Genomic DNA, 19,020 nt, shown 5'->3' with positions numbered 1-19,020 from the left:
AAACTTACCGGTCAGTTTTCGGGCGTAATGAAACTGACACTCGGGGCATCCATGCTTGAGAAATTTATCTTGAGAGCCGGCTCCCATGCCCACTGCACTGCCTCAATTGACGACCCCGCGACTGCTGTTGCGCGCCCTGGAAATGCACCAGGCGCAGGTGCTTTTCACGCTTGCCAACGGGCCGAAAATTGCCGACAACACGGCGAACATTCCAGCGCCCTACACCTTGGAAACCGCGCAGGATTTTATTGCGGGGATCGCTGACAAGTACCGCACCGGTGAGCTGCTGAACCTGGGGATGCATGTGCGCGGCACCGACGAATTGGTCGGCATGGTCAGCCTGCGCATCAATGCTCGCCATCACTATGGGCACTTGGGTGGCTGGGTGGCGGCGCACTGCCGTAACCAGGGGTATGCGGCGGAAGCGGCGAGTGCGGTGATGGACTTCGGCTTTGAGGCGCTAGGGTTGCAGCGCGTGGGCAGCCAGTGTTTCGCGCGCAACAAGGAGTCGGCGCGGGTCATGGAAAAGATCGGCCTGCGTTATGAAGGTTGCATGCGCCAGGCGTTTTTAAAGAACGGCGTGTATGAGGACATGCTCGGGTTTGCCACCGTGCGCGACGACTGGGAGCGCTGCCTGTGAGCGGCGAAGTGGACCACGGCCGGCGCCGGGTCCTTGGCGGGCTGGCGGTCGCTACCGCGTTTTCGATTCTCAGCCCGTTTGCGCGCAGTGCCGGGGTGGATTATCCGTTCACCCTCGGCGTGGCTTCCGGCGACCCGTTGCCAGATGGCTTTGTGATCTGGACGCGCCTGGCGCCGTTGTTCAACGCCGCGGATGGCCGTGGCGGCCTGAGTCGCTCGGTGCCAGTGCGTTGGCGGGTGGCCAGCGATGCAGCGATGACGCGCATTGTGAGGCAGGGGGAGGTGCTGGCGACGCCGCGCTTCGCTCACGCAGTGCATGTCGAAGTGGCGGGGCTGGCGGCGGATCGGCCGTATTGGTACCAGTTTGAAGGGCTCGGTGCGCAGAGCCCGGTTGGCCAGTCCCGCACGATGCCGCCGCTGCAGGCCATGGCCTCGGCCCGGCTGGGGTTTGTGTCCTGCTCGCACTGGGAGCGCGGTTACTTCAGCGCCTACCGACACCTTGCTGCCGAGCAGCCTGACCTGGTGTTTTTCCTCGGTGATTATATTTACGACAGTTCCTATGCTGCGGATTCGGGCAAGGTGTTTCGTTCTCACGGCAGCGGCAATGCGCAAAGCCTGAGTGATTACCGCAACCGCTACGCACTGTACAAGACTGATCCAGACCTGCAGGCCCTGCACGCCGCGGCTCCCAGCGTCGTAACCTGGGACGATCACGAAGTACAGAATGACTACGCCAACCGCTGGTCCCAGGACCCGAAGGTGGCGGTGGCGCAGTTTCTCAAGCAACGGGCCGCGGCGTACCAGGCGTTTTACGAACACATGCCCCTGCGTGCCAGCAGCGTGCCGAAGGGGCCGGACATGCGCATCTACCGGCGCCTGGACTATGGGCGGCTCGCGCGTTTTCATGTGCTCGACGGTCGCCAGTACCGTTCCGAGCAACCCTGCATCGCGGCCAATGGCAGCCACCAAGGGCATATTGTCACCACCCCTTGCAACGGCCTGCGTGACCCTGGCCGCACGTTGCTCGGCTGGCAGCAAGAGTCTTGGCTGGACCAGGGGTTTGCCCAGTCCAGTGCGCAGTGGAATGTCATCGCCCAGGATTTGCTGGTGGCGCCGCTGATGCAGCGTGACTTGACCAACCATAAGCTTGGCCGCTGGACCGATGGTTGGGATGGCTACATGGCGAACCGCTCACGGATGCTGGCGTCGATCGTGCGCAATCGCGTGAAGAACCCGGTGTTCTGGGGAGGGGATATTCATTCGTTCTGGGCCACCGACCTGCATCTCGACGCCGACAGGCCAGACTCGGCGGTGGTCGCCACCGAGTTCGTCGGCTCGTCGGTCACCTCAGATGGCCCTCCCTACGACGCGTTCATGAAGATCATGCCGCTCAACCCCCATGTGAAGTTTTTCGACAGTCGCCAGCGTGGGTATGTGTCGGTGGAGTTGGCGGCCAACACCATGTTGACGAATTTTCGTGCGATCAGTGATCCGCGTGACCCGGCGGCGACGGTGTCGACGTTGAAGTCGTTCGTGGTTGAGCCGAGCAGGGCGGGGGCTATTGCCGTGTAGCCTGTTTCTCTGGGGCGATCCAATGTGGGAGGGGGCTTGCCCCCGATAGCGGTGTGTCAGTCACTGCATCTGCTACTGCACTAACGCTTTCGCAGGCAAGCCAGCTCCCACAGGGAACTGAGCTTAACTGAATGGCATTAAGGCAAGCCTCCTCCCACATTGATTTCATAGCGCACCGAGAGCACGCCTTTTTTCTCCGACAACGCCAAGATCGTTACCTGGCCCAGTTCGCTCAACGCTTGAACATGCGTACCGCCACAGGCGTACGCCGGTAATTCGCCGAAGCCGACTTCGCGGGTGCCGTCTTCCAGCGTCATATGGCGGGGATAGTCGGCGGCGATCCATGTATTGACCCATTGCTGGAGCGCCTGCGCATCCATGTCTTGCGCGGTCTGGCCGCGGATAAAGGTGATCTTGCCTTCGCCGGGCCAATGGTGGGCCTTGATCGGCATCCAGCCCAGGCGTTCGCCGGCATTGCCAATCAAGTGCCCCGCCGAATGCAGACGCGTATGCAAGGCGCGCCGCTGTGCGTCGACTCGTGCAACGACGAGGCCGGGCTCCAGAGGTCGGTCGACGTAGTGCACCACCTGTTCGGCTTCCTGCATGACTCGCAGCACCTGGCTGTCGCCGAGCCAGCCGGTGTCGGACGGCTGGCCTCCGCCTTGGGGATGGAAAATGGTCGACTGCACAATCACGGCGAATTGCTCTTCGTACGGGGTGCAACTGAGCACTTCCAGCTCGGCCGTCAGGTGGTCGTGGGTAAAAAACAGGCGCTCGGTCATCATCTACATCCGCATCAGGGTTCTGTGGGCAGTATAAATAGTGCGCAGATGGGTGATAATCCGCTCAATTATCAATGGACCTGTGCGTCATGAGCATCAATCTTCCTTTGCCGCTATTGGGTGAAATGGCGATTTTCGTCAAGGTCGTGGAAACCGGCAGCTTCTCCGAAGCGGCGCGGCAACTCAGCGTTTCACCTTCGGCGGTGAGCCGCAGCATCTCGCGCCTGGAACAAGCCCTGGCCACGCGCCTGCTGCAACGCACCACGCGCAAGCTGCGCCTGAGCGAGGGCGGCGAGGAAGTGTTCAAGCGTTGCCAGGAGATGGTCAATGCGGCGCGCTCGGTGATGGAAATCAGTGGGCAATTTACCCATGAAGCCGAGGGCCTGGTGCGGGTCAGTGTACCCAAGGCGGTGGGGCGATTCGTGGTGCACCCGCATATGCCGGAATTTTTGCGGCGCTATCCCAAGGTGGATGTGCAATTGATCCTGGAAGATAGGCATGTGGATTTGATCGACGACAACGTCGACTTGAGCATCCGCATCACCGACAGCCCACCGCCAGGTTTGGTCGGGCGCCAGCTGTTGCCCATCGAACATTTGCTGTGCGCGACGCCACAGTACTTGGCCGAGCACGGTACACCGAGCCATCCCCATGATCTGCTCGGGCACAGTTGCATCTATCTGGGTGAGACACCGGGAGATTCACGCTGGAAATTTCGCCAGGCTGGCAAGGCGGTAACGGTCGGCGTACGCGGCCGGTATGCGGCGAACCACACCGGGGTGCGACTGGAGGCGGCGTTGCAGCATGTCGGGATTGCCAGCTTGCCGTATTTCACCGCACGGCATGCGTTGGAAGCGGGGGAGTTGGTGCAGGTGTTGCCAGGGTGGGATTTTATTGCGTCGTACCATGGCGAGGCGTGGTTGCTGCATTCGCCCACACGTTACCTGCCGCCGAAGTTGCGGGTGTTTATCGATTATCTGGTGGAGTGCATGGCCAGGGAGCCCACGCTGCGGCGTCGGTAGGAACGCGGTAAAAACTGTGGGAGCGGGCTTGCTCGCGAATGCGGTGGGTCAGTCTACTTATGTATAACTGAGAGATTGCATTCGCGAGCAAGCCCGCTCCCACATGGGGCCTGTGCCGCTCAGAACTGTCAGTGTTTGCTCTGGTCCTGAGGCATCGCCAGCAGCTGTTTTTCCTGGTTCCAGTCGAACGGTTCGTCGTTCTGTTCGGCTTCATAGCGACGTTCTTCCAGGGCCTGGTACAGGTCCAGTTCTTCGTCGGGCATGAAGTGCAGGCAGTCGCCGCCAAAGAACCACAGCAGGTCACGGGGCACCAGGTGGGCGATTTGCGGGTAGCGCAGGATGACCTGGCTCATCAGGTCCTGGCCCAGGTACTGGCTTTCGATCGGGTCGATTGGCAACAGGGCGCGCAGTTCGTCGAAACGCTCCAGGAACAGCGAGTGGCTTTCCTCGGGTACCTGTTCGGCTTCGCCGACGGCAACCAGGATGCTGCGCAAGTGGTCGAGCAAGACAAGATGATCGGCAACGACGTTGGACACGAGATAAGGCCTCTAAAGCAAAAACGGGCGCGAGAGTATAAGCCTCTCGCGCCCGTTTTTATATGACCGCTCGACTCAGCGGACTTTACCTTCTGCCTGCATCAGCTCTTCCTTGCTGAAATCATCCACGTCGATCACCTTGCGTCGCGCAGCCTCGGCATTGCGCAAGGTTTGTGCCTCGGCTGGTTGCAGCACGCCGGCCTGCAGGGCCGCGTCGATGGCATGCTCGCCGGCAGCCGGCTTGACCTGGCCGCTTTTGAGCGCGCTGTGGAGTTTTTTCTGCAAGGGGTGGCTGGCACCGAGCAGGTCGTAGGCATGTTGCAGGGCGCCCACGGGATCTTCTGCTGATTGCGGGCGATAACAGCCGGCCAGCAATTCTTCCAGGGTCGGGTCGCCCTTGGCGCGGCCGATCACGGCTGCCACTTCGGCATCCAGCGCGTCGGACGGCCCGGTATGACGACGCCCGAGCGGGAACACAATCACTCGCAGCAGGCAGCCCAGCACCTTGTTCGGGAAGTTGCTCAGCAGCTCATCCAATGCGCGTTCCGATTCACCCAGGCTTTCTTCCATGGCCCAGGCAAACAGCGGCTCCAGATGGTCCGGCGAGTCCAGGTCGTGATAACGCTTGAGCGCCGCCGACGCCAGGTACATGTGGCTGAGCACATCACCCAGGCGGGCGGACAGGCGTTCGCGGCGCTTGAGCTCGCCACCCAGCAACATCATGCTCAGGTCAGCCAGCAGGGCAAACGCAGCCGCCTGGCGGTTCAGGGCACGGAAGTAGCCCTGGCTCAAACGGTTGCCCGGGGCTTTTTCGAAGTGCCCGAAGCCCAGGTTCAGCACCAGGGTGCTGGCGGCGTTGCTGACGGCGAAGCCGATGTGTTGCATCAGCAGGCCGTCGAATTCCTTCAACGCCTGGTCATGGTCTTCGCGGCCGGCCAGGGCCATTTCCTTGAGCACGAAGGGGTGGCAGCGAATCGCGCCCTGGCCGAAGATCATCAGGTTACGCGAGAGGATATTTGCGCCTTCCACGGTGATGAAGATCGGTGCGCCCTGCCAGTTGCGGCCCAGGTAGTTGTTGGGGCCCATGATGATGCCCTTGCCGCCGTGCACGTCCATGGCGTGGCTGATGCACTCACGGCCGCGTTCGGTCAGGTGGTACTTGAGGATCGCCGACAACACCGACGGCTTCTCGCCCAGGTCCACGGCGTTGGCGGTGAGCATGCGCGCGCTGTCCATCAGCCAGGCGTTGCCACCGATGCGTGCCAGGGCTTCCTGGATGCCTTCGAAGGCCGACAGCGGTACGTTGAACTGTTCGCGCACCTGGGCGTATTGGCCGGTCACCAGGCTGGTGAACTTGGCGGCGCCGGTGCCGACGGCGGGCAGCGAGATCGAACGGCCGACCGACAGGCAGTTCATCAGCATCATCCAGCCCTTGCCGAGCATTTCCTGGCCACCGATCAGGTATTCCAGGGGGATGAACACATCTTTGCCGGAGTTGGGGCCGTTCATGAAGGCAGCGCCAAGCGGCAGGTGACGACGGCCGATTTCCACGCCAGGGGTGTCGGTAGGAATCAACGCGAGGCTGATGCCCAGGTCTTCTTCTTCACCCAGCAGGTGGTCCGGGTCATGGGCCTTGAAGGCCAGGCCGAGCAAGGTCGCGACGGGACCGAGGGTGATGTAGCGCTTTTCCCAGTTCAGGCGCAGGCCGAGGGTTTCCTTGCCTTCCCATTCGCCTTTGCAGATCACGCCGGTGTCGGGCATGGCGCCCGCATCGGAGCCGGCCAGCGGGCCGGTGAGGGCGAAGCACGGGATGTCGTCGCCACGGGCCAGGCGCGGCAGGTAGTGATTACGTTGTTCGTCGGTGCCGTAGTGCAGCAGCAGTTCGGCGGGGCCGAGGGAGTTGGGGACCATCACGGTGGAGGCCAGGTCACCGCTGCGGGTCGCGAGCTTCATGGCAACCTGGGAGTGGGCATAGGCGGAAAAGCCCTTGCCACCGTACTCCTTGGGAATGATCAGGGCGAAGAAGCCATGGGTCTTGATGTGTTCCCAGGCTTGCGGCGGCAGGTCCATGGCCTGGCCGATTTCCCAGTCGCTGACCATGGCGCAGAGTTCTTCGGTGGGGCCGTCGATGAACGCCTGCTCTTCCTCGGTCAATTGCGCCTTGGGGTAGGCCAGCAATTTGTCCCAGTCCGGGCGGCCACTGAACAGCTCGCCGTCCCACCACACGGTACCGGCATCAATCGCATCGCGCTCGGTCTCGGACATCGGCGGCAGCACTTTCTGGAACCAGCTGAACAGCGGCTTGGTGAAGTATTGGCGGCGCAGGTCAGGCAGCAGCAAAGGCGCGGCCACCACGGCCAGGAGTACCCAGAAGATCAGCAGCAGCCAGCCCGGTGCGTGGCTCCAGGCGCCCATCGCCAGCAGGTAGACGGCGACCACGCCCAGGGCGGGCAGGGGGGCAGTTCGGCGGTGTGCCAGGTAGGCAATGCCGACCACCAGCACCAGTATCCACAACAACAGCATATGCAATCCTCCGTGAAACCAGGGGCGAAACCACCAGGGAGCTTAGTCGGCATCCGAACAAGCCGGGTGATCAGGGTGTAACAAGGTGTACTGGGCAACCCATCAGCCGGCGCCGGCATTTGGCCGAATCGTCGTTATCTCTCTGGCGGGCCTGGTGGTTAAACTCCAGGCTCCCCTCGGAGATCAAGCTCATGAATACGTACTTGAGTCCCAGCCGCTTCATCGATAGTGACCACCCTGTGGTGGTGGAGTTCGCCGAGAAACATCGCGGAACCCGCCCGGATTTAAGTGACCAGGCAGTCAGTCTTTACTACGCGGTGCGTGAGGCCATTCGCTACAACCCCTATACCTTCAGCCGTGACCCCAACACCTTGAGCGCCAGCTTCGCCCTGGCGGCCGGCGAAAGCTACTGTGTGCCCAAAGCTACGTTGCTCGCCGCTTGCGCGCGCCACTGCGGCATTCCCGCACGCATTGGCCTGGCGGACGTGCGCAACCACCTGTCCACACCGCGACTGCTCGCTCTGCTCAAAAGTGACGTGTTCGCCATGCACGGTTATACCGAGCTTTACCTGAACGGCCGCTGGGTCAAGGCCACTCCGGCGTTCAACCAGCAACTGTGCGAAGTGTTCGACGTGCCGCCGTTGGAATTCGATGGCCTGCACGACAGCGTGTTCCACGCGTTCAATCGCCAGGGCCAGCGTTCTATGGAGTACGTGGTGGACCACGGGCAATTTGCTGACGTGCCCGAAGCATTTTTCTTCGGGCATATCCGCCAGTGCTACCCGCACCTGTTTGGCGACGACGCGCCCACCTTGCTCGGCGATATGCAGGGCGATTTAAGCCGCGGCTGAACCGGCGTATGCTGCTGCGTTCATCAAGCCATGTTCATCAACGATAAGGCGCGGTCATGCTGAAGATCTGGGGGCGTAAAAATTCATCAAACGTCAGGAAAGCACTGTGGTGCGCCGAGGAACTCGGCCTGGACTATGAAGCAATTGATGCGGGCGGGGCTTTTGGTGTGGTCGATACCCCGCAATACCGGGCCATGAACCCCAATGGCCGGGTGCCGGTGATCGAAGATGGCGACTTTGTGCTGTGGGAATCCAACACCATCGTGCGTTACCTGTGCGCCAAGCAGGCATCGGACTTTTACCCCAGCGACCTGCAAGCCCGGGCCAACGCCGAAAAGTGGATGGACTGGACCACTTCCACGCTCGCCGATCCGTTCAAAGCGGTGTTCTGGGGCATCGTGCGCACCCCGGCTGACCAGCAAAACTGGGACAGCATCAATGCCGGGCGCCAAGCCTGTATCGACGCGCTCAAAACCGTCGAACAAGCCCTCGCCGAGCAACCCTACCTGTCCGGCCAGGCGTTCGGCATGGGCGATATTCCCTTGGGCTGCTTCATCTACGCCTGGTTCGAGATGCCCATCGAACGCCCTGCCATGCCCCATCTGGAGGCCTGGTACCAGCGCTTGCAACAGCGCCCGGCCTACCGCAAGGCGGTGATGACCGCGTTGACTTAATACACACTATTAATACGGGTGACTGTACTTGTGCGGCATGGGCACGCACCATGCTCGCACTGCATCGCAGGTTGAACTACCTGCGGTGTGCCTTCATCTATTCTTTCTATTCCCTTCTTTGGTGCGTACTTCCATATGAGTTCCGCTCTGTCCATCCGGCAGCTAACCAAAACCTACGGCAACGGTTTCCAGGCCCTGAGTGGTATCGATCTGGACGTTGCCGAAGGTGACTTCTTCGCCTTGCTCGGCCCCAACGGTGCCGGCAAATCCACCACCATCGGCATTCTCTCCACCCTGGTCAACAAGACCAGCGGCACGGTGAATATCTTCGGGCATGACCTGGACAAATCCCCGGCGGCGCTCAAGCGCTCCATTGGCGTGGTGCCCCAGGAATTCAATTTCAACCAGTTCGAAAAGACCTTCGACATTGTCGTGACCCAGGCCGGCTACTACGGCATTCCGGCGAAAGTCGCCAAGGAACGCGCCGAGCAGTACCTGACCCAACTGGGCCTGTGGGACAAGCGTGACGTACCTTCGCGCTCGCTGTCCGGTGGCATGAAGCGACGCCTGATGATCGCCCGCGCCCTGGTGCATGAGCCGCGCCTGTTGATCCTCGACGAACCTACCGCCGGCGTGGATATCGAGCTGCGCCGCTCGATGTGGACCTTCCTCACCGAACTGAACGAGAAGGGCATCACCATCATCCTCACCACCCACTACCTGGAAGAGGCTGAGCAGCTGTGCCGCAACATCGGCATCATCGACCACGGCACCATTGTCGAGAACACCAGCATGCGCAACCTGCTGGGCCAGTTGCATGTGGAAACCTTCCTGCTCGACCTGAAGAACAACCTGTCGGTGGCGCCCCAGTTGCTCGGCTACCCAAGCCGGCTGGTGGACAGCCACACCCTGGAGGTGCAGGTGGATAAAGCCATGGGCATCACTGCGCTGTTCACCCAGTTGGCGACTCAGAACATCGAAGTGCTGAGCCTGCGTAATAAAACCAATCGCCTGGAGGAGTTGTTCGTGTCCCTGGTGGAGAAAAATCTGGCGAAGGTGGCGGTATGAGTTCCGAACTGCAACCCAACCTTGTCGCGCTGCAAACCATTGTCTATCGCGAAGTGAAGCGCTTTACCCGGATCTGGCCGCAGACCCTGCTGCCACCGGCGATCACCATGGTCCTGTACTTTGTGATCTTCGGTAACCTGATCGGCCGGCAGATCGGCGACATGGGCGGCTTCACCTACATGGAATACATTGTGCCGGGCCTGATCATGATGTCGGTGATCACCAACTCTTACGGCAACGTGGTGTCGAGTTTCTTTGGCAGCAAGTTCCAGCGCTCCATTGAAGAGCTGATGGTCTCGCCGGTGTCACCGCACACCATCCTCATCGGCTACACCTTGGGCGGCGTGTTGCGTGGCCTGATGGTGGGAGTGATCGTGACGCTGCTGTCGCTGTTCTTTACCCACCTGCAGGTGCATCACCTGGGGGTCACCATTCTGGTGGTGGTGCTGACGGCGACGATCTTCTCGCTGCTGGGCTTTATCAACGCCGTGTTCGCACGCAACTTCGATGATATTTCCATCATCCCGACCTTCGTGCTCACGCCGCTGACCTACCTGGGCGGGGTGTTTTACTCCATCACCTTGCTGCCGCCGTTCTGGCAGACGGTGTCCCTGGCCAACCCGGTGTTGCACATGGTCAACGCCTTCCGCTACGGCATTCTGGGCGTGTCGGATATCAAGATCAGTGTGGCGATCACCTTTATGATCGTTGCGACCGTGGTGCTGTATATCGGTTGTGCGCGGTTGCTGGTGAGTGGGCGTGGGATGCGTACATGATGTGGGATTGGAAATAACAAAACGGCCTCATCAGAGGCCGTTTTTTATTGGATGCACACAGAACAAATGTGGGAGCTGGCTTGCCTGCGATGGTATCGACTTCGCTTGACGGGTGTACGGAGGTGTCTGCATCGCAGGCAAGCCAGCTCCCACATTCTGGTCGGCGCACGTGCCTTAGATTTTCAGTGCCAGCTCGATCAGGGCATGCAGTTCTTCTACCGCCAAAGGCTGGGCCGAAAACAGAATACGAAACACCGTCGGTGCGGCGAGCAGGTTGATCAGATGGTCAACGCTCGGTGGCTGTTCCTGCGGGTAGCGGTCAACAATCACCTGCAACTGCCCACTCAGGATGCTCACGCAATACCCTGGCGTCGGGCTGCTTTGCACGTCGCGCATCATGTTGCGGCCTACGTCCGAACTCATCTCATCCAGGTATTGCTCGGCCCAGGCTTGCAGGTCGCCATGCAGGCTGCCGGTGTTGGCCGGTTCGGTATCGGGGCGCATACGGGCCAGGGCGACGTCGGCGAGCAGTACTGACAGATCGCCCCAGCGCCGGTAAATGGTCGACGGCGTGACGCCTGCACATGCCGCAATCATCGGCACGGTGACGCTGGAACGCTCATGGGCCTCCAGCAATTCGCGCACCGCCCTGTGGACGGATTCTTGTACCCGGGCACTACGGCCCCCCGGGCGAAGGCCTTCTTTGATCGCCATGGGCAAGACCTTAACACAAAGAATTTGCTTTAAGCGCCAGCGAATAGCACACTGCATAAAAGCAAAATATTAGCTTTAGCGGAGCGTGCCCATGTCCAGTGTCATCTCTCAGCGGTCCAGCCTGGCGTTTCTAGTGATCATGGTGCTGACCTTTCTCGCCGCCTCCAGCGCGCCGACGCCGTTGTACCAGGTGTATCAAGACCACCTGCATTTTTCGGCGGCCATGCTCACGGCCATCTTTGGTGTCTATGCCGTGAGCCTGCTGGCGGCCCTGCTGACGGTGGGGTCGCTCTCGGATTACCTGGGGCGCAAGCCGGTGATCTTCGCCGCGCTGCTGCTCAATAGTGTGGCGATGCTGCTGTTTATCCACGCTGACAGCACCGCCTGCCTGCTGGCCGCCCGCGCGTTGCAGGGCTTCGCGACTGGCACTGCCACAGCGGTATTGAGTGCGACGCTGCTCGATACCGACCGCGTCCGCGGCCCGATGCTCAACAGCCTTGCACCGATGCTCGGCATGGCCAGTGGTGGCCTGGGTAGCGGGCTGCTGGTGGAGTTCGCGCCGTGGCCAACCCAATTGATCTATTACACCCTGCTGGGCTTGATGGTGTTGCAGGCTCTGTATGTGTGGCGCCTGCCTGAAACGGTCAGTCGCATACCCGGCGCCTTGAAGTCCCTGGCGCCAACCCTGCATGTGCCGCCGCAGGCGCGCCGCGCGTTGTGGCTGGCGATGCCATTGAATGTGGCCGTGTGGGCGCTGGGTGGGTTCTTTTCCTCGTTGGCACCGTCGTTGGTGCGTGTCGCCACCGGGTCGACCTCGCACTTGGTCGGCGGCGGGCTGGTGGCGGTGGTGACCTTGAGCGGCGCGGTGATGATCTACAGTCTGCGCAACTACGCGGCTGACAGGGTCATGAGCGTGTCGGCTGCACTGCTGGCCGTGGGCGTGGGGTTGCTGCTGGTTGCCGTAAACACCGCTAGCCTGTGGCTGTTCTTTGTCGCCAGTGTGATCGCAGGCCTGGGGTTCGGCGGCGGCTTCATGGGCAGTGTGCGCAGCATCGTGGGCCTGGCGTTGCCCCATGAGCGGGCGGGCCTGATGTCGGCATTCTATGTATTGAGCTACCTGGCGTTCTGCGTGCCGGCGTTGTTGGCGGGTAACCTGAGCCGCGTGTTTGGCCTGGTCGCGACCACGGACGGCTACGGTGCGGTGCTTATCTTGCTGTCTCTCGGGGCCCTTGGTGGGTTGTGGTGGCGGGACTCGGCGCCAGCAAGGGCGAGGGCATGATCGTGGTTGATATAGATGAAACAGATAACAGTTAGAGATATTACCCGTTATATAGATATTCGATCAGGTTCTATCATGGCCTCAACCTCAAATGAGGAAGAGGATTAACCCATGACCTGCTCGACCACTCACCGCTACAAACCCTTCAGTCACCTGGCCCGTCCCCGGGAAGTGATTCGCCAGTTCACCCCGAACTGGTTTGCCGCGACCATGGGCACCGGTGTGCTGGCCCTGGCCTTGGCCCAGCTGCCAGTCAACCTGCCCGGCTTGCATGTCGTCGCCGAGGGCCTGTGGCTGTTCACCATCGGCTTGTTTGTGCTGTTCAGCGTGCTGTATGCCGCCCGCTGGGTGATGTTTTTCCACGAGGCGCGACGCATCTTCGGGCACTCAACGGTCTCGATGTTCTTCGGCACCATCCCCATGGGGCTGGCGACCATTCTCAACGGCTTGCTGCTGTTCGGCCTGCCGCGCTGGGGCGGTGATGTGATCCCGTTGGCCGAGGCCTTGTGGTGGCTGGACGTCGCCATGTCCCTGGCCTGCGGCGTACTGATCCCGTTCATGATGTTCACCCGCCAGGAGCACAGCATCGACCAGATGACCGCCGTCTGGCTGTTGCCTGTGGTGGCGGCCGAAGTGGCGGCGGCCAGCGGCGGCTTGCTCGCGCCGCACTTGGCCGATGCCCATTCGCAACTGGTGATGTTGGTGACCAGCTACGTGCTGTGGGCGTTTTCCCTGCCGGTAGCGTTCAGCATCCTGACCATCCTGATGCTGCGCATGGCCTTGCATAAGTTGCCTCACGCCAATATGGCAGCGTCGAGCTGGTTGGCCCTAGGCCCGATCGGTACCGGTGCCCTGGGCATGTTGCTGCTCGGTACGGATGCCCCCGCGATCTTTGCCGCCAATGGCCTGGCCAGTGTCGGTGAAATGGCCCACGGCCTGGGCCTGATTGCGGGCATCACCCTGTGGGGCTTCGGCTTGTGGTGGATGTTGATTGCGGTGTTGATCACCCTGCGTTACCTGCGCGCCGGTATCCCGTTCAACCTGGGCTGGTGGGGCTTCACCTTCCCATTGGGGGTTTACGCCTTGGCCACGCTTAAATTGGCGAGCCTGTTACAGCTGGCGTTTTTCAGTGTGTTTGGCAGTGTGCTGGTGGTTGCGCTGGCGCTGATGTGGCTGATCGTGGCCAAGCGCACCGTGCAGGGTGCTTATAAAGGCGAGCTTTTTGTTTCGCCTTGTATTGCCGGGCTAGCGAATAAGTAAGCAGGATTAGGTAAAGTCGTGGCCTGATAAATAAAGGCCACGCAGGAACACGGACGACGATGAGCCATCCTTCCCAATTCACCTTGCTGCGCACGCGGCGCTTCTTGCCGTTTTTCATCACCCAGTTGCTGGGCGCGTTCAACGACAACATCTTCAAGCAGTCGCTGATCCTGGCCATCCTTTACAAGCTCACCATCGAGGGCGACCGCTCCATCTGGGTCAACCTGTGTGCTTTGTTGTTTATCCTGCCGTTCTTCCTGTTCTCGGCGTTGGCCGGGCAGTTTGGCGAGAAATTCAACAAGGACGCGTTGATCCGCGCGATCAAGATCGGCGAGATCCTGATCATGGCGGTGGGCGCGGCAGGCTTTCTGACCAATCATCTTGAACTGATGCTGCTGGCGCTGTTTGCCATGGGCACGCACTCGGCGCTGTTCGGCCCGGTGAAGTACTCGATCATGCCCCAGGCATTGCACGACGATGAGTTGGTCGGCGGTAACGGCCTGGTGGAGATGGGCACGTTCCTGGCAATTTTGGCCGGCACCATCGGTGCCGGGATCATGATGTCTTCCACCCATTACGCGCCGGTGGTGGCGGTGGCGATTGTGGCCGTGGCGGTGCTGGGCTACCTGGCCAGCCGCAGCATCCCCTGCGCAGCGGCTTCGACACCGCAGCTGCGCCTGGACTGGAATATCTTCACTCAGTCGTGGGCGACGTTGCGCATGGGCCTGGGGCAGACGCCGGCGGTGTCGCGCTCGATTGTCGGCAACTCATGGTTCTGGTTTGTCGGCGCGATCTACCTCACGCAAATCCCTGCCTATGCCAAGGAATGGTTGTACGGCGACGAAACCGTGGTGACCTTGATCCTCACGGTGTTCTCGGTGGGCATCGCCCTGGGCTCGATGCTGTGCGAAAAGCTCTCCGGGCGTAAGGTGGAAATCGGCCTGGTGCCGTTTGGCTCATTTGGCCTGACCGTGTTCGGCCTGCTGCTGTGGTGGCACTCCGGCGGCTTCCCGCAGAACGTGCAAGCCAACGATTGGCTCGCGGTGCTCAGCTACGGCCAGGCGTGGTGGGTGCTGCTCGATATCCTCGGCCTGGGTGTGTTCGGCGGCTTTTACATCGTGCCGCTGTATGCGCTGATCCAGTCGCGTACCGCCGAGAACGAACGGGCACGGGTGATCGCGGCGAACAACATTCTCAATGCACTGTTCATGGTGGTCTCGGCCATCGTGTCCATTCTGCTGTTGAGCGTGGCCAAGCTGTCGATCCCCGAGTTGTTCCTGGTGGTGTCGCTGCTCAACATCGCGGTTAACACTTACATCTTTAAAATCGTCCCCGAGTTCACCATGCGCTTCATGATCTGGCTGCTCAGCCATTCCATGTACCGCGTGGAGCATCGCAACCTGCAAGCCATCCCGGATGAAGGCGCGGCGTTGCTGGTGTGCAACCATGTGTCGTTTGTCGATGCGCTGTTGATTGGCGGCGCAGTACGTCGGCCGATTCGCTTTGTCATGTACTACAAGATCTACCGCTTACCGGTGCTCAATTTTATCTTCCGCACCGCCGGGGCTATTCCGATTGCCGGGCGCCATGAAGACATTCAGATCTACGAACAGGCGTTCGCGCGCATTGCCCAGTACCTCAAGGATGGCGAGTTGGTGTGCATCTTCCCGGAAGGCAAGCTGACAGCTGATGGCGAGATGAATGAGTTTCGCGGTGGGGTGACGCGCATCCTGGAGGAGACGCCGGTGCCGGTGATCCCGATGGCATTGCAGGGGTTGTGGGGGAGTTTCTTCAGCCGTGATCCGAACAAGGGTGTGTTTCATCGGATCTGGTCGCGGGTGGTGTTGGTGGCGGGCGAGCCGGTGGCTGTGGAGGCGGCAACGCCTGAGCAGTTGCACGCTGTGGTGGGCGGTTTGCGGGGGAGTGCCAGGTAGTTTTTTGTTGTTTATCAGGGCCTCATCGCAGCATAGGTATCTACATAACTCTGTTAGCTCAACGGTAACCACGATGCGAAGCGAGCCGCTCTTGATCTTGATCTGCTTTTGATCTTAGGCGCCCCGTTAAACCACGCTGGCCGGAATTCGACAGGGATTTGGGGGGTAAACCGGCAGGGATGCCGGTTTAGCCGCCCCGCGCCATGGATGGCGCGTGGCGGCGGCCCCCCAAATCACTGGCGGATTACGGGCACACCGAGCCTAAGCGAGGTGCCGAGTGGTGGGGCAAGAGCGCTTTGCTTACTTTTGTCTGGGCCGGCATTCCGGCTTTTCGAAAGTGAGCCGCCGTCAGGGCGGAACCCTAAGTGGCCGTTACCGCAGGAATGGATATGTACACGGTCCAACTGTGTTGACTGTCAGGCCGTCTTCGCAGGCAAGCCAGCTCCCACATTGGATCGCGGGGCATCAGTTATATCTGTGTCGGCTGCCAGGCCGTCACGGGAGCAAGCTCCCTCGCCACAGATTTAGCGTCGTGCCGAAGTTGTGTAGATACCTATGCTCATCGCAGGCAAGCCAGCTCCCACCTATTGAATTGTGAATACAGTCAAATGTGGGAGCTGGCTTGCCTGCGATAGCGATAGTGGCTTAAGTCGAGATCTTGAGCCCAATCAGCCCGCAAATAATCAATGCCACACTGGCCAACCGAAACAGCGCCATGGATTCCCCAAACAGGATAATCCCGGCAATCACGGTGCCCACGGCCCCCACGCCGGTCCAGATGGCATAGGCGGTGCCAAGCGGCAGTTCCTTCATGGCCAGCCCCAACAACCCAAGGCTGACAGCCATGGCGGCAATCGTCAGGACGGTGGGCAGCGGCTTGCTGAACCCGTCGGTGTACTTCAGGCCGACGGCCCAGCCCACTTCAAACAACCCGGCAAAAAACAGAATGATCCAGGACATGATGACCTCGCTTCTATCAAAGTGGGGTCGTCCCCGGGTGAGCGCTTGATAGCGTCGCGAGGTCGTCCCCGCGAAGTTCGGTAGAGTGCCGAAATTGGACCAGGCGATCAAGTTACGGCGTGGTTTCCAGGGCGCGGCGGTCTTCCTTTTCGCTCATGCGGCGGAAATAGGTCGACAGCAATGCGCCGGAAATATTGTGCCAGACGCTGAACAACGCACTGGGTACTGCCGCCAGCGGCGAAAAGTGCGCACTGGCCAAGGCGGCGCCCAGCTCGGAGTTCTGCATGCCCACTTCCAGGGCCAGCGACTTGCGTTGCGCCAAGGGCAACTTGAACAGGCGCCCGGTGAAGTAGCCCAGCAGGTAACCGAAGCTGTTGTGCAGCATCACCACGGCCATGATCAGCAGGCCCGACTCGGCAATCTTGCCCTGGCTTGCGGCAACCACGGCCGCGACGATGATCACAATGCTGACCACCGACACCAGTGGCAGCACGTCCACCGCATGCCTTACCCGATCACCGAGCAAGCGCTGCGCGACCACGCCCAGTACGATGGGCAGCAGCACCACTTGCAGGATCGACCAGAACAGCTCCATGAACGATACCGGCAGCCAGGCCGAGGCCAGCAGCCAGATCAATGCCGGTGTGAGCAGCGGAGCGAGGAGGGTGGTGACCGCGGCAATCGCCACCGATAACGCCAGGTCACCCCGGGCCAGCCAGGTCATGACGTTGGACGACGTGCCACTTGGGCAACAGCCGACCAGGATCACGCCAACGGCAATTTCCGCCGGCAAATGGAATGCCTGGCACAGCAACCATGCCACGCCCGGCATGATCACGAAATGCGCGACCACGCCCAAGGCCACGCGCCACGGGTGGCGAGCGACTTCGGCGAAGTCTTCCTGTTTCAAGGTCAACCCCATGCCGAACATCACAAGGCCCAGCAGTGGGACGATGGCGCTTTTCAGGCCGATGAACCAGCTGGGTTGGAGAAAGGCGACGACAGCGAAGATCAGCACCCAGTAGGCAAAGGTGTTGCCGACAAAGCGGCTCAAGGCGGCGAGTGCACGCATGGGGATGTCCTTTTTTATTCGATTTCCGAGTTGTCGATGCAATCAAATGTGGGAGCTGGCTTGCCTGCGATAGCGGAGTGTCAGTCGGCACTACTCTGGCTGACACTCCGTTATCGCAGGCAAGCCAGCTCCCACACTGACTGTGCCCGCATTGGATCGGTGTTGCTTAGATGCCCTGTGGTGTCTCTTCGCCGCCCAGTGCCTCGACCAACGCCGGCAGGAAATCGCCGAAGGTCAGCATCATCAAGGTAAAGCTGGCATCCAGTTGGCCCAGGGCTTCGTCGCCGCCGTCCTGTTCCGCCTGGTCTTGCAGCAGGTCTTCGAACTTCAGGCGCTTGACGGTCATTTTGTCGTCGAGCATGAAGGACAACTTGTCCTGCCACGCCAGGGACAGTTGGGTCACGACCTTGCCGGTGGTCAGGTGCAGTTGGATCTCTTCGCTGGTCAGGTCCTGGCGCTTGCAACGCACGATGCCGCCGTCTTCGTGGGTGTCGCGCAGTTCGCATTCGTCGAGGACGAAGAAGTCATCGGCCGGTTTCTGGGTGGTGACCCAGTCGGTCATGATTGCAGTCGGGGCGGTTTTTACCGTCAGCGGGCGGACCGGCAGGGTGCCGATCACTTCGCGCAGGGTCGACAGCAGGTCTTCGGCGCGCTTGGGGCTGGCCGAGTTGACCAGGATCAGACCCTGTTTCGGCGCGATCGCAGCGAAGGTCGACGAGCGACGGATAAAGGCGCGCGGCAGGAAGGCCTGGATGATTTCATCCTTGATCTGGTCGCGCTCCTTCTTATAGACCTTGCGCATCTGCTCGGCTTCGATTTCTTCGACTTTCTCTTTAAGTGCGTCACGCACCACGCTACCCGGCAGGATGCGTTCTTCCTTGCGCGCAGCAATCAGCAAAAAATCTCCGCTGACGTGAACCAGGGGAGCGTCTTCACCTTTACCAAAAGGCGCGACGAAACCGTAAGTGGTCAACTCCTGGCTTGCACAAGGGCGCGCCAGCTTGGTGGCCATGGCCGCTTCCAACGCCTCGGCATCAACAGGCAGATCTTGGGTCAGGCGATAGATAAGCAGGTTCTTGAACCACATGGGGTGAGTCTCTCCTCTATACAAAGGGGGGCATTATTCTCTTGATCACGCCGCAGGCCAACCCTGCCTAAGCCATTGGAAGGGCTGAAAAAAAAGATTTAAGAAAGTGCTTGCCAGACTTGGGGTCGCTCCGTAGAATGCGCGCCACACCGAAACGAAGGGTGATTAGCTCAGCTGGGAGAGCATCTGCCTTACAAGCAGAGGGTCGGCGGTTCGATCCCGTCATCACCCACCATTCGCTTCAAGTGTTACGCGCAGCGGTAGTTCAGTC

At 60.7% G+C, this 19,020-nt stretch carries 17 protein-coding genes and 1 tRNA gene; 11 read left to right on the top strand and 7 right to left on the bottom strand.

Annotation, left to right across the window (positions count from 1 at the left end):
* Positions 1 to 85 precede the first annotated feature (85 nt).
* Positions 86 to 640, top strand: a complete 555-nt coding sequence (locus JJD66_RS23330; RefSeq protein ID WP_200649144.1) for a GNAT family N-acetyltransferase — start codon at positions 86 to 88, stop codon at positions 638 to 640.
* Positions 637 to 2,211 carry an alkaline phosphatase D family protein gene (locus JJD66_RS23325; RefSeq protein WP_200649143.1) on the top strand — a complete coding sequence of 525 codons (1,575 nt, stop codon included), beginning with the start codon at positions 637 to 639 and terminating at the stop codon, positions 2,209 to 2,211. The genes JJD66_RS23330 and JJD66_RS23325 overlap by 4 nt, the downstream gene beginning before the upstream one ends.
* Before the next feature lie 137 nt (positions 2,212 to 2,348).
* Here the strand turns inward: JJD66_RS23325 and JJD66_RS23320 are convergent, their stop codons facing one another.
* On the bottom strand, positions 2,349 to 2,993 hold the full coding sequence (locus JJD66_RS23320) for an alanyl-tRNA editing protein (protein ID WP_200649142.1): 645 nt from the start codon (positions 2,991 to 2,993) through the stop codon (positions 2,349 to 2,351).
* An 89-nt stretch (positions 2,994 to 3,082) separates the two neighbouring features.
* On the opposite strand from JJD66_RS23320, the gene JJD66_RS23315 reads away from it, so the two are divergent.
* On the top strand, positions 3,083 to 4,015 hold the full coding sequence (locus JJD66_RS23315) for a LysR family transcriptional regulator (protein WP_197865282.1): 933 nt from the start codon (positions 3,083 to 3,085) through the stop codon (positions 4,013 to 4,015).
* Positions 4,016 to 4,143: 128 nt separating this feature from the next.
* Here the strand turns inward: JJD66_RS23315 and JJD66_RS23310 are convergent, their stop codons facing one another.
* Together JJD66_RS23310 and JJD66_RS23305 are read right to left on the bottom strand one after the other, a co-directional pair.
* Entirely contained in the window at positions 4,144 to 4,551 is a 408-nt protein-coding gene (locus JJD66_RS23310; protein ID WP_003190109.1) for a PA2817 family protein, read from the bottom strand.
* Between the two features lie 75 nt (positions 4,552 to 4,626).
* A complete protein-coding gene (locus tag JJD66_RS23305; protein ID WP_200649141.1) occupies positions 4,627 to 7,074 on the bottom strand; it encodes an acyl-CoA dehydrogenase in 2,448 nt (815 codons plus the stop codon).
* 191 nt (positions 7,075 to 7,265) lie between these two features.
* Here JJD66_RS23305 and JJD66_RS23300 point away from each other — a divergent pair, with 191 nt between their 5' ends.
* From JJD66_RS23300 to JJD66_RS23285, 4 genes are all read left to right on the top strand, one after another.
* Complete coding sequence (locus JJD66_RS23300; RefSeq protein ID WP_054897863.1) at positions 7,266 to 7,925, top strand: transglutaminase-like domain-containing protein; 660 nt, start codon at positions 7,266 to 7,268, stop codon at positions 7,923 to 7,925.
* 56 nt (positions 7,926 to 7,981) lie between these two features.
* Positions 7,982 to 8,599, top strand: a complete 618-nt coding sequence (locus JJD66_RS23295; RefSeq protein WP_032892575.1) for a glutathione S-transferase family protein — start codon at positions 7,982 to 7,984, stop codon at positions 8,597 to 8,599.
* A gap of 135 nt (positions 8,600 to 8,734) precedes the next feature.
* Positions 8,735 to 9,667, top strand: coding sequence for an ABC transporter ATP-binding protein (locus JJD66_RS23290; protein ID WP_014717781.1), 933 nt, complete (start codon positions 8,735 to 8,737; stop codon positions 9,665 to 9,667).
* Positions 9,664 to 10,443 (top strand): ABC transporter permease, encoded by a 780-nt coding sequence (locus tag JJD66_RS23285; protein ID WP_005786689.1) that lies wholly within the window; start codon positions 9,664 to 9,666, stop codon positions 10,441 to 10,443. The genes JJD66_RS23290 and JJD66_RS23285 overlap by 4 nt, the downstream gene beginning before the upstream one ends.
* Positions 10,444 to 10,617: 174 nt before the next feature.
* On the opposite strand, the gene JJD66_RS23280 is transcribed toward JJD66_RS23285, so the two are convergent.
* Positions 10,618 to 11,157 (bottom strand): TetR/AcrR family transcriptional regulator, encoded by a 540-nt coding sequence (locus JJD66_RS23280; protein ID WP_200649140.1) that lies wholly within the window; start codon positions 11,155 to 11,157, stop codon positions 10,618 to 10,620.
* 91 nt (positions 11,158 to 11,248) lie between these two features.
* Between JJD66_RS23280 and JJD66_RS23275 the strand changes: the two genes are divergently transcribed.
* The 3 genes from JJD66_RS23275 to JJD66_RS23265 all read left to right on the top strand — a co-directional run bounded on the left by JJD66_RS23275 (position 11,249) and on the right by JJD66_RS23265 (position 15,630).
* A complete protein-coding gene (locus JJD66_RS23275) occupies positions 11,249 to 12,436 on the top strand; it encodes an MFS transporter (RefSeq protein ID WP_198716217.1) in 1,188 nt (395 codons plus the stop codon).
* Positions 12,437 to 12,547: 111 nt separating this feature from the next.
* Positions 12,548 to 13,696: a TDT family transporter gene (locus JJD66_RS23270; RefSeq protein WP_200649139.1), complete on the top strand. Its 1,149-nt coding sequence runs from the start codon at positions 12,548 to 12,550 to the stop codon at positions 13,694 to 13,696.
* Between the two features lie 59 nt (positions 13,697 to 13,755).
* Positions 13,756 to 15,630 carry an MFS transporter gene (locus JJD66_RS23265; protein WP_200649138.1) on the top strand — a complete coding sequence of 625 codons (1,875 nt, stop codon included), beginning with the start codon at positions 13,756 to 13,758 and terminating at the stop codon, positions 15,628 to 15,630.
* A 645-nt stretch (positions 15,631 to 16,275) separates the two neighbouring features.
* Here JJD66_RS23265 and sugE read toward each other — a convergent pair.
* The 3 genes from sugE to rdgC form a co-directional block, all read right to left on the bottom strand.
* Positions 16,276 to 16,590, bottom strand: coding sequence for a quaternary ammonium compound efflux SMR transporter SugE (gene sugE / locus JJD66_RS23260; RefSeq protein ID WP_054897869.1), 315 nt, complete (start codon positions 16,588 to 16,590; stop codon positions 16,276 to 16,278).
* A gap of 112 nt (positions 16,591 to 16,702) precedes the next feature.
* A complete protein-coding gene (locus JJD66_RS23255) occupies positions 16,703 to 17,662 on the bottom strand; it encodes a bile acid:sodium symporter family protein (protein WP_200649137.1) in 960 nt (319 codons plus the stop codon).
* 166 nt (positions 17,663 to 17,828) lie between these two features.
* Positions 17,829 to 18,749, bottom strand: a complete 921-nt coding sequence (rdgC, locus tag JJD66_RS23250) for a recombination-associated protein RdgC (RefSeq protein ID WP_020301078.1) — start codon at positions 18,747 to 18,749, stop codon at positions 17,829 to 17,831.
* A 159-nt stretch (positions 18,750 to 18,908) separates the two neighbouring features.
* Here rdgC and JJD66_RS23245 point away from each other — a divergent pair.
* Positions 18,909 to 18,984: transfer RNA gene (locus JJD66_RS23245), tRNA-Val, on the top strand.
* Positions 18,985 to 19,020 lie beyond the last annotated feature (36 nt).

Origin of the sequence: Pseudomonas sp. MF6751 (genome assembly GCF_016613265.1) — a bacterium.
GTDB classification, from domain to species: Bacteria; Pseudomonadota; Gammaproteobacteria; order Pseudomonadales; family Pseudomonadaceae; genus Aquipseudomonas; species Aquipseudomonas fluorescens_BV.
This window is presented reverse-complemented; position numbering and strand designations above follow the sequence as displayed.

What these genes read in the sequence shown, in the direction of transcription:
- sugE (WP_054897869.1), bottom strand. Translation starts at nt 16,590, where the DNA reads ATGTCCTGGATCATTCTGTTTTTTGCCGGGTTGTTTGAAGTGGGCTGG.
- JJD66_RS23315 (WP_197865282.1), top strand. Translation starts at nt 3,083, where the DNA reads ATGAGCATCAATCTTCCTTTGCCGCTATTGGGTGAAATGGCGATTTTC.
- JJD66_RS23320 (WP_200649142.1), bottom strand. Translation starts at nt 2,993, where the DNA reads ATGACCGAGCGCCTGTTTTTTACCCACGACCACCTGACGGCCGAGCTG.
- JJD66_RS23330 (WP_200649144.1), top strand. Translation starts at nt 86, where the DNA reads ATGCCCACTGCACTGCCTCAATTGACGACCCCGCGACTGCTGTTGCGC.
- JJD66_RS23255 (WP_200649137.1), bottom strand. Translation starts at nt 17,662, where the DNA reads ATGCGTGCACTCGCCGCCTTGAGCCGCTTTGTCGGCAACACCTTTGCC.
- JJD66_RS23285 (WP_005786689.1), top strand. Translation starts at nt 9,664, where the DNA reads ATGAGTTCCGAACTGCAACCCAACCTTGTCGCGCTGCAAACCATTGTC.
- JJD66_RS23265 (WP_200649138.1), top strand. Translation starts at nt 13,756, where the DNA reads ATGAGCCATCCTTCCCAATTCACCTTGCTGCGCACGCGGCGCTTCTTG.
- JJD66_RS23290 (WP_014717781.1), top strand. Translation starts at nt 8,735, where the DNA reads ATGAGTTCCGCTCTGTCCATCCGGCAGCTAACCAAAACCTACGGCAAC.
- JJD66_RS23275 (WP_198716217.1), top strand. Translation starts at nt 11,249, where the DNA reads ATGTCCAGTGTCATCTCTCAGCGGTCCAGCCTGGCGTTTCTAGTGATC.
- JJD66_RS23270 (WP_200649139.1), top strand. Translation starts at nt 12,548, where the DNA reads ATGACCTGCTCGACCACTCACCGCTACAAACCCTTCAGTCACCTGGCC.
- JJD66_RS23305 (WP_200649141.1), bottom strand. Translation starts at nt 7,074, where the DNA reads ATGCTGTTGTTGTGGATACTGGTGCTGGTGGTCGGCATTGCCTACCTG.
- JJD66_RS23280 (WP_200649140.1), bottom strand. Translation starts at nt 11,157, where the DNA reads ATGGCGATCAAAGAAGGCCTTCGCCCGGGGGGCCGTAGTGCCCGGGTA.
- JJD66_RS23295 (WP_032892575.1), top strand. Translation starts at nt 7,982, where the DNA reads ATGCTGAAGATCTGGGGGCGTAAAAATTCATCAAACGTCAGGAAAGCA.
- JJD66_RS23300 (WP_054897863.1), top strand. Translation starts at nt 7,266, where the DNA reads ATGAATACGTACTTGAGTCCCAGCCGCTTCATCGATAGTGACCACCCT.
- rdgC (WP_020301078.1), bottom strand. Translation starts at nt 18,749, where the DNA reads ATGTGGTTCAAGAACCTGCTTATCTATCGCCTGACCCAAGATCTGCCT.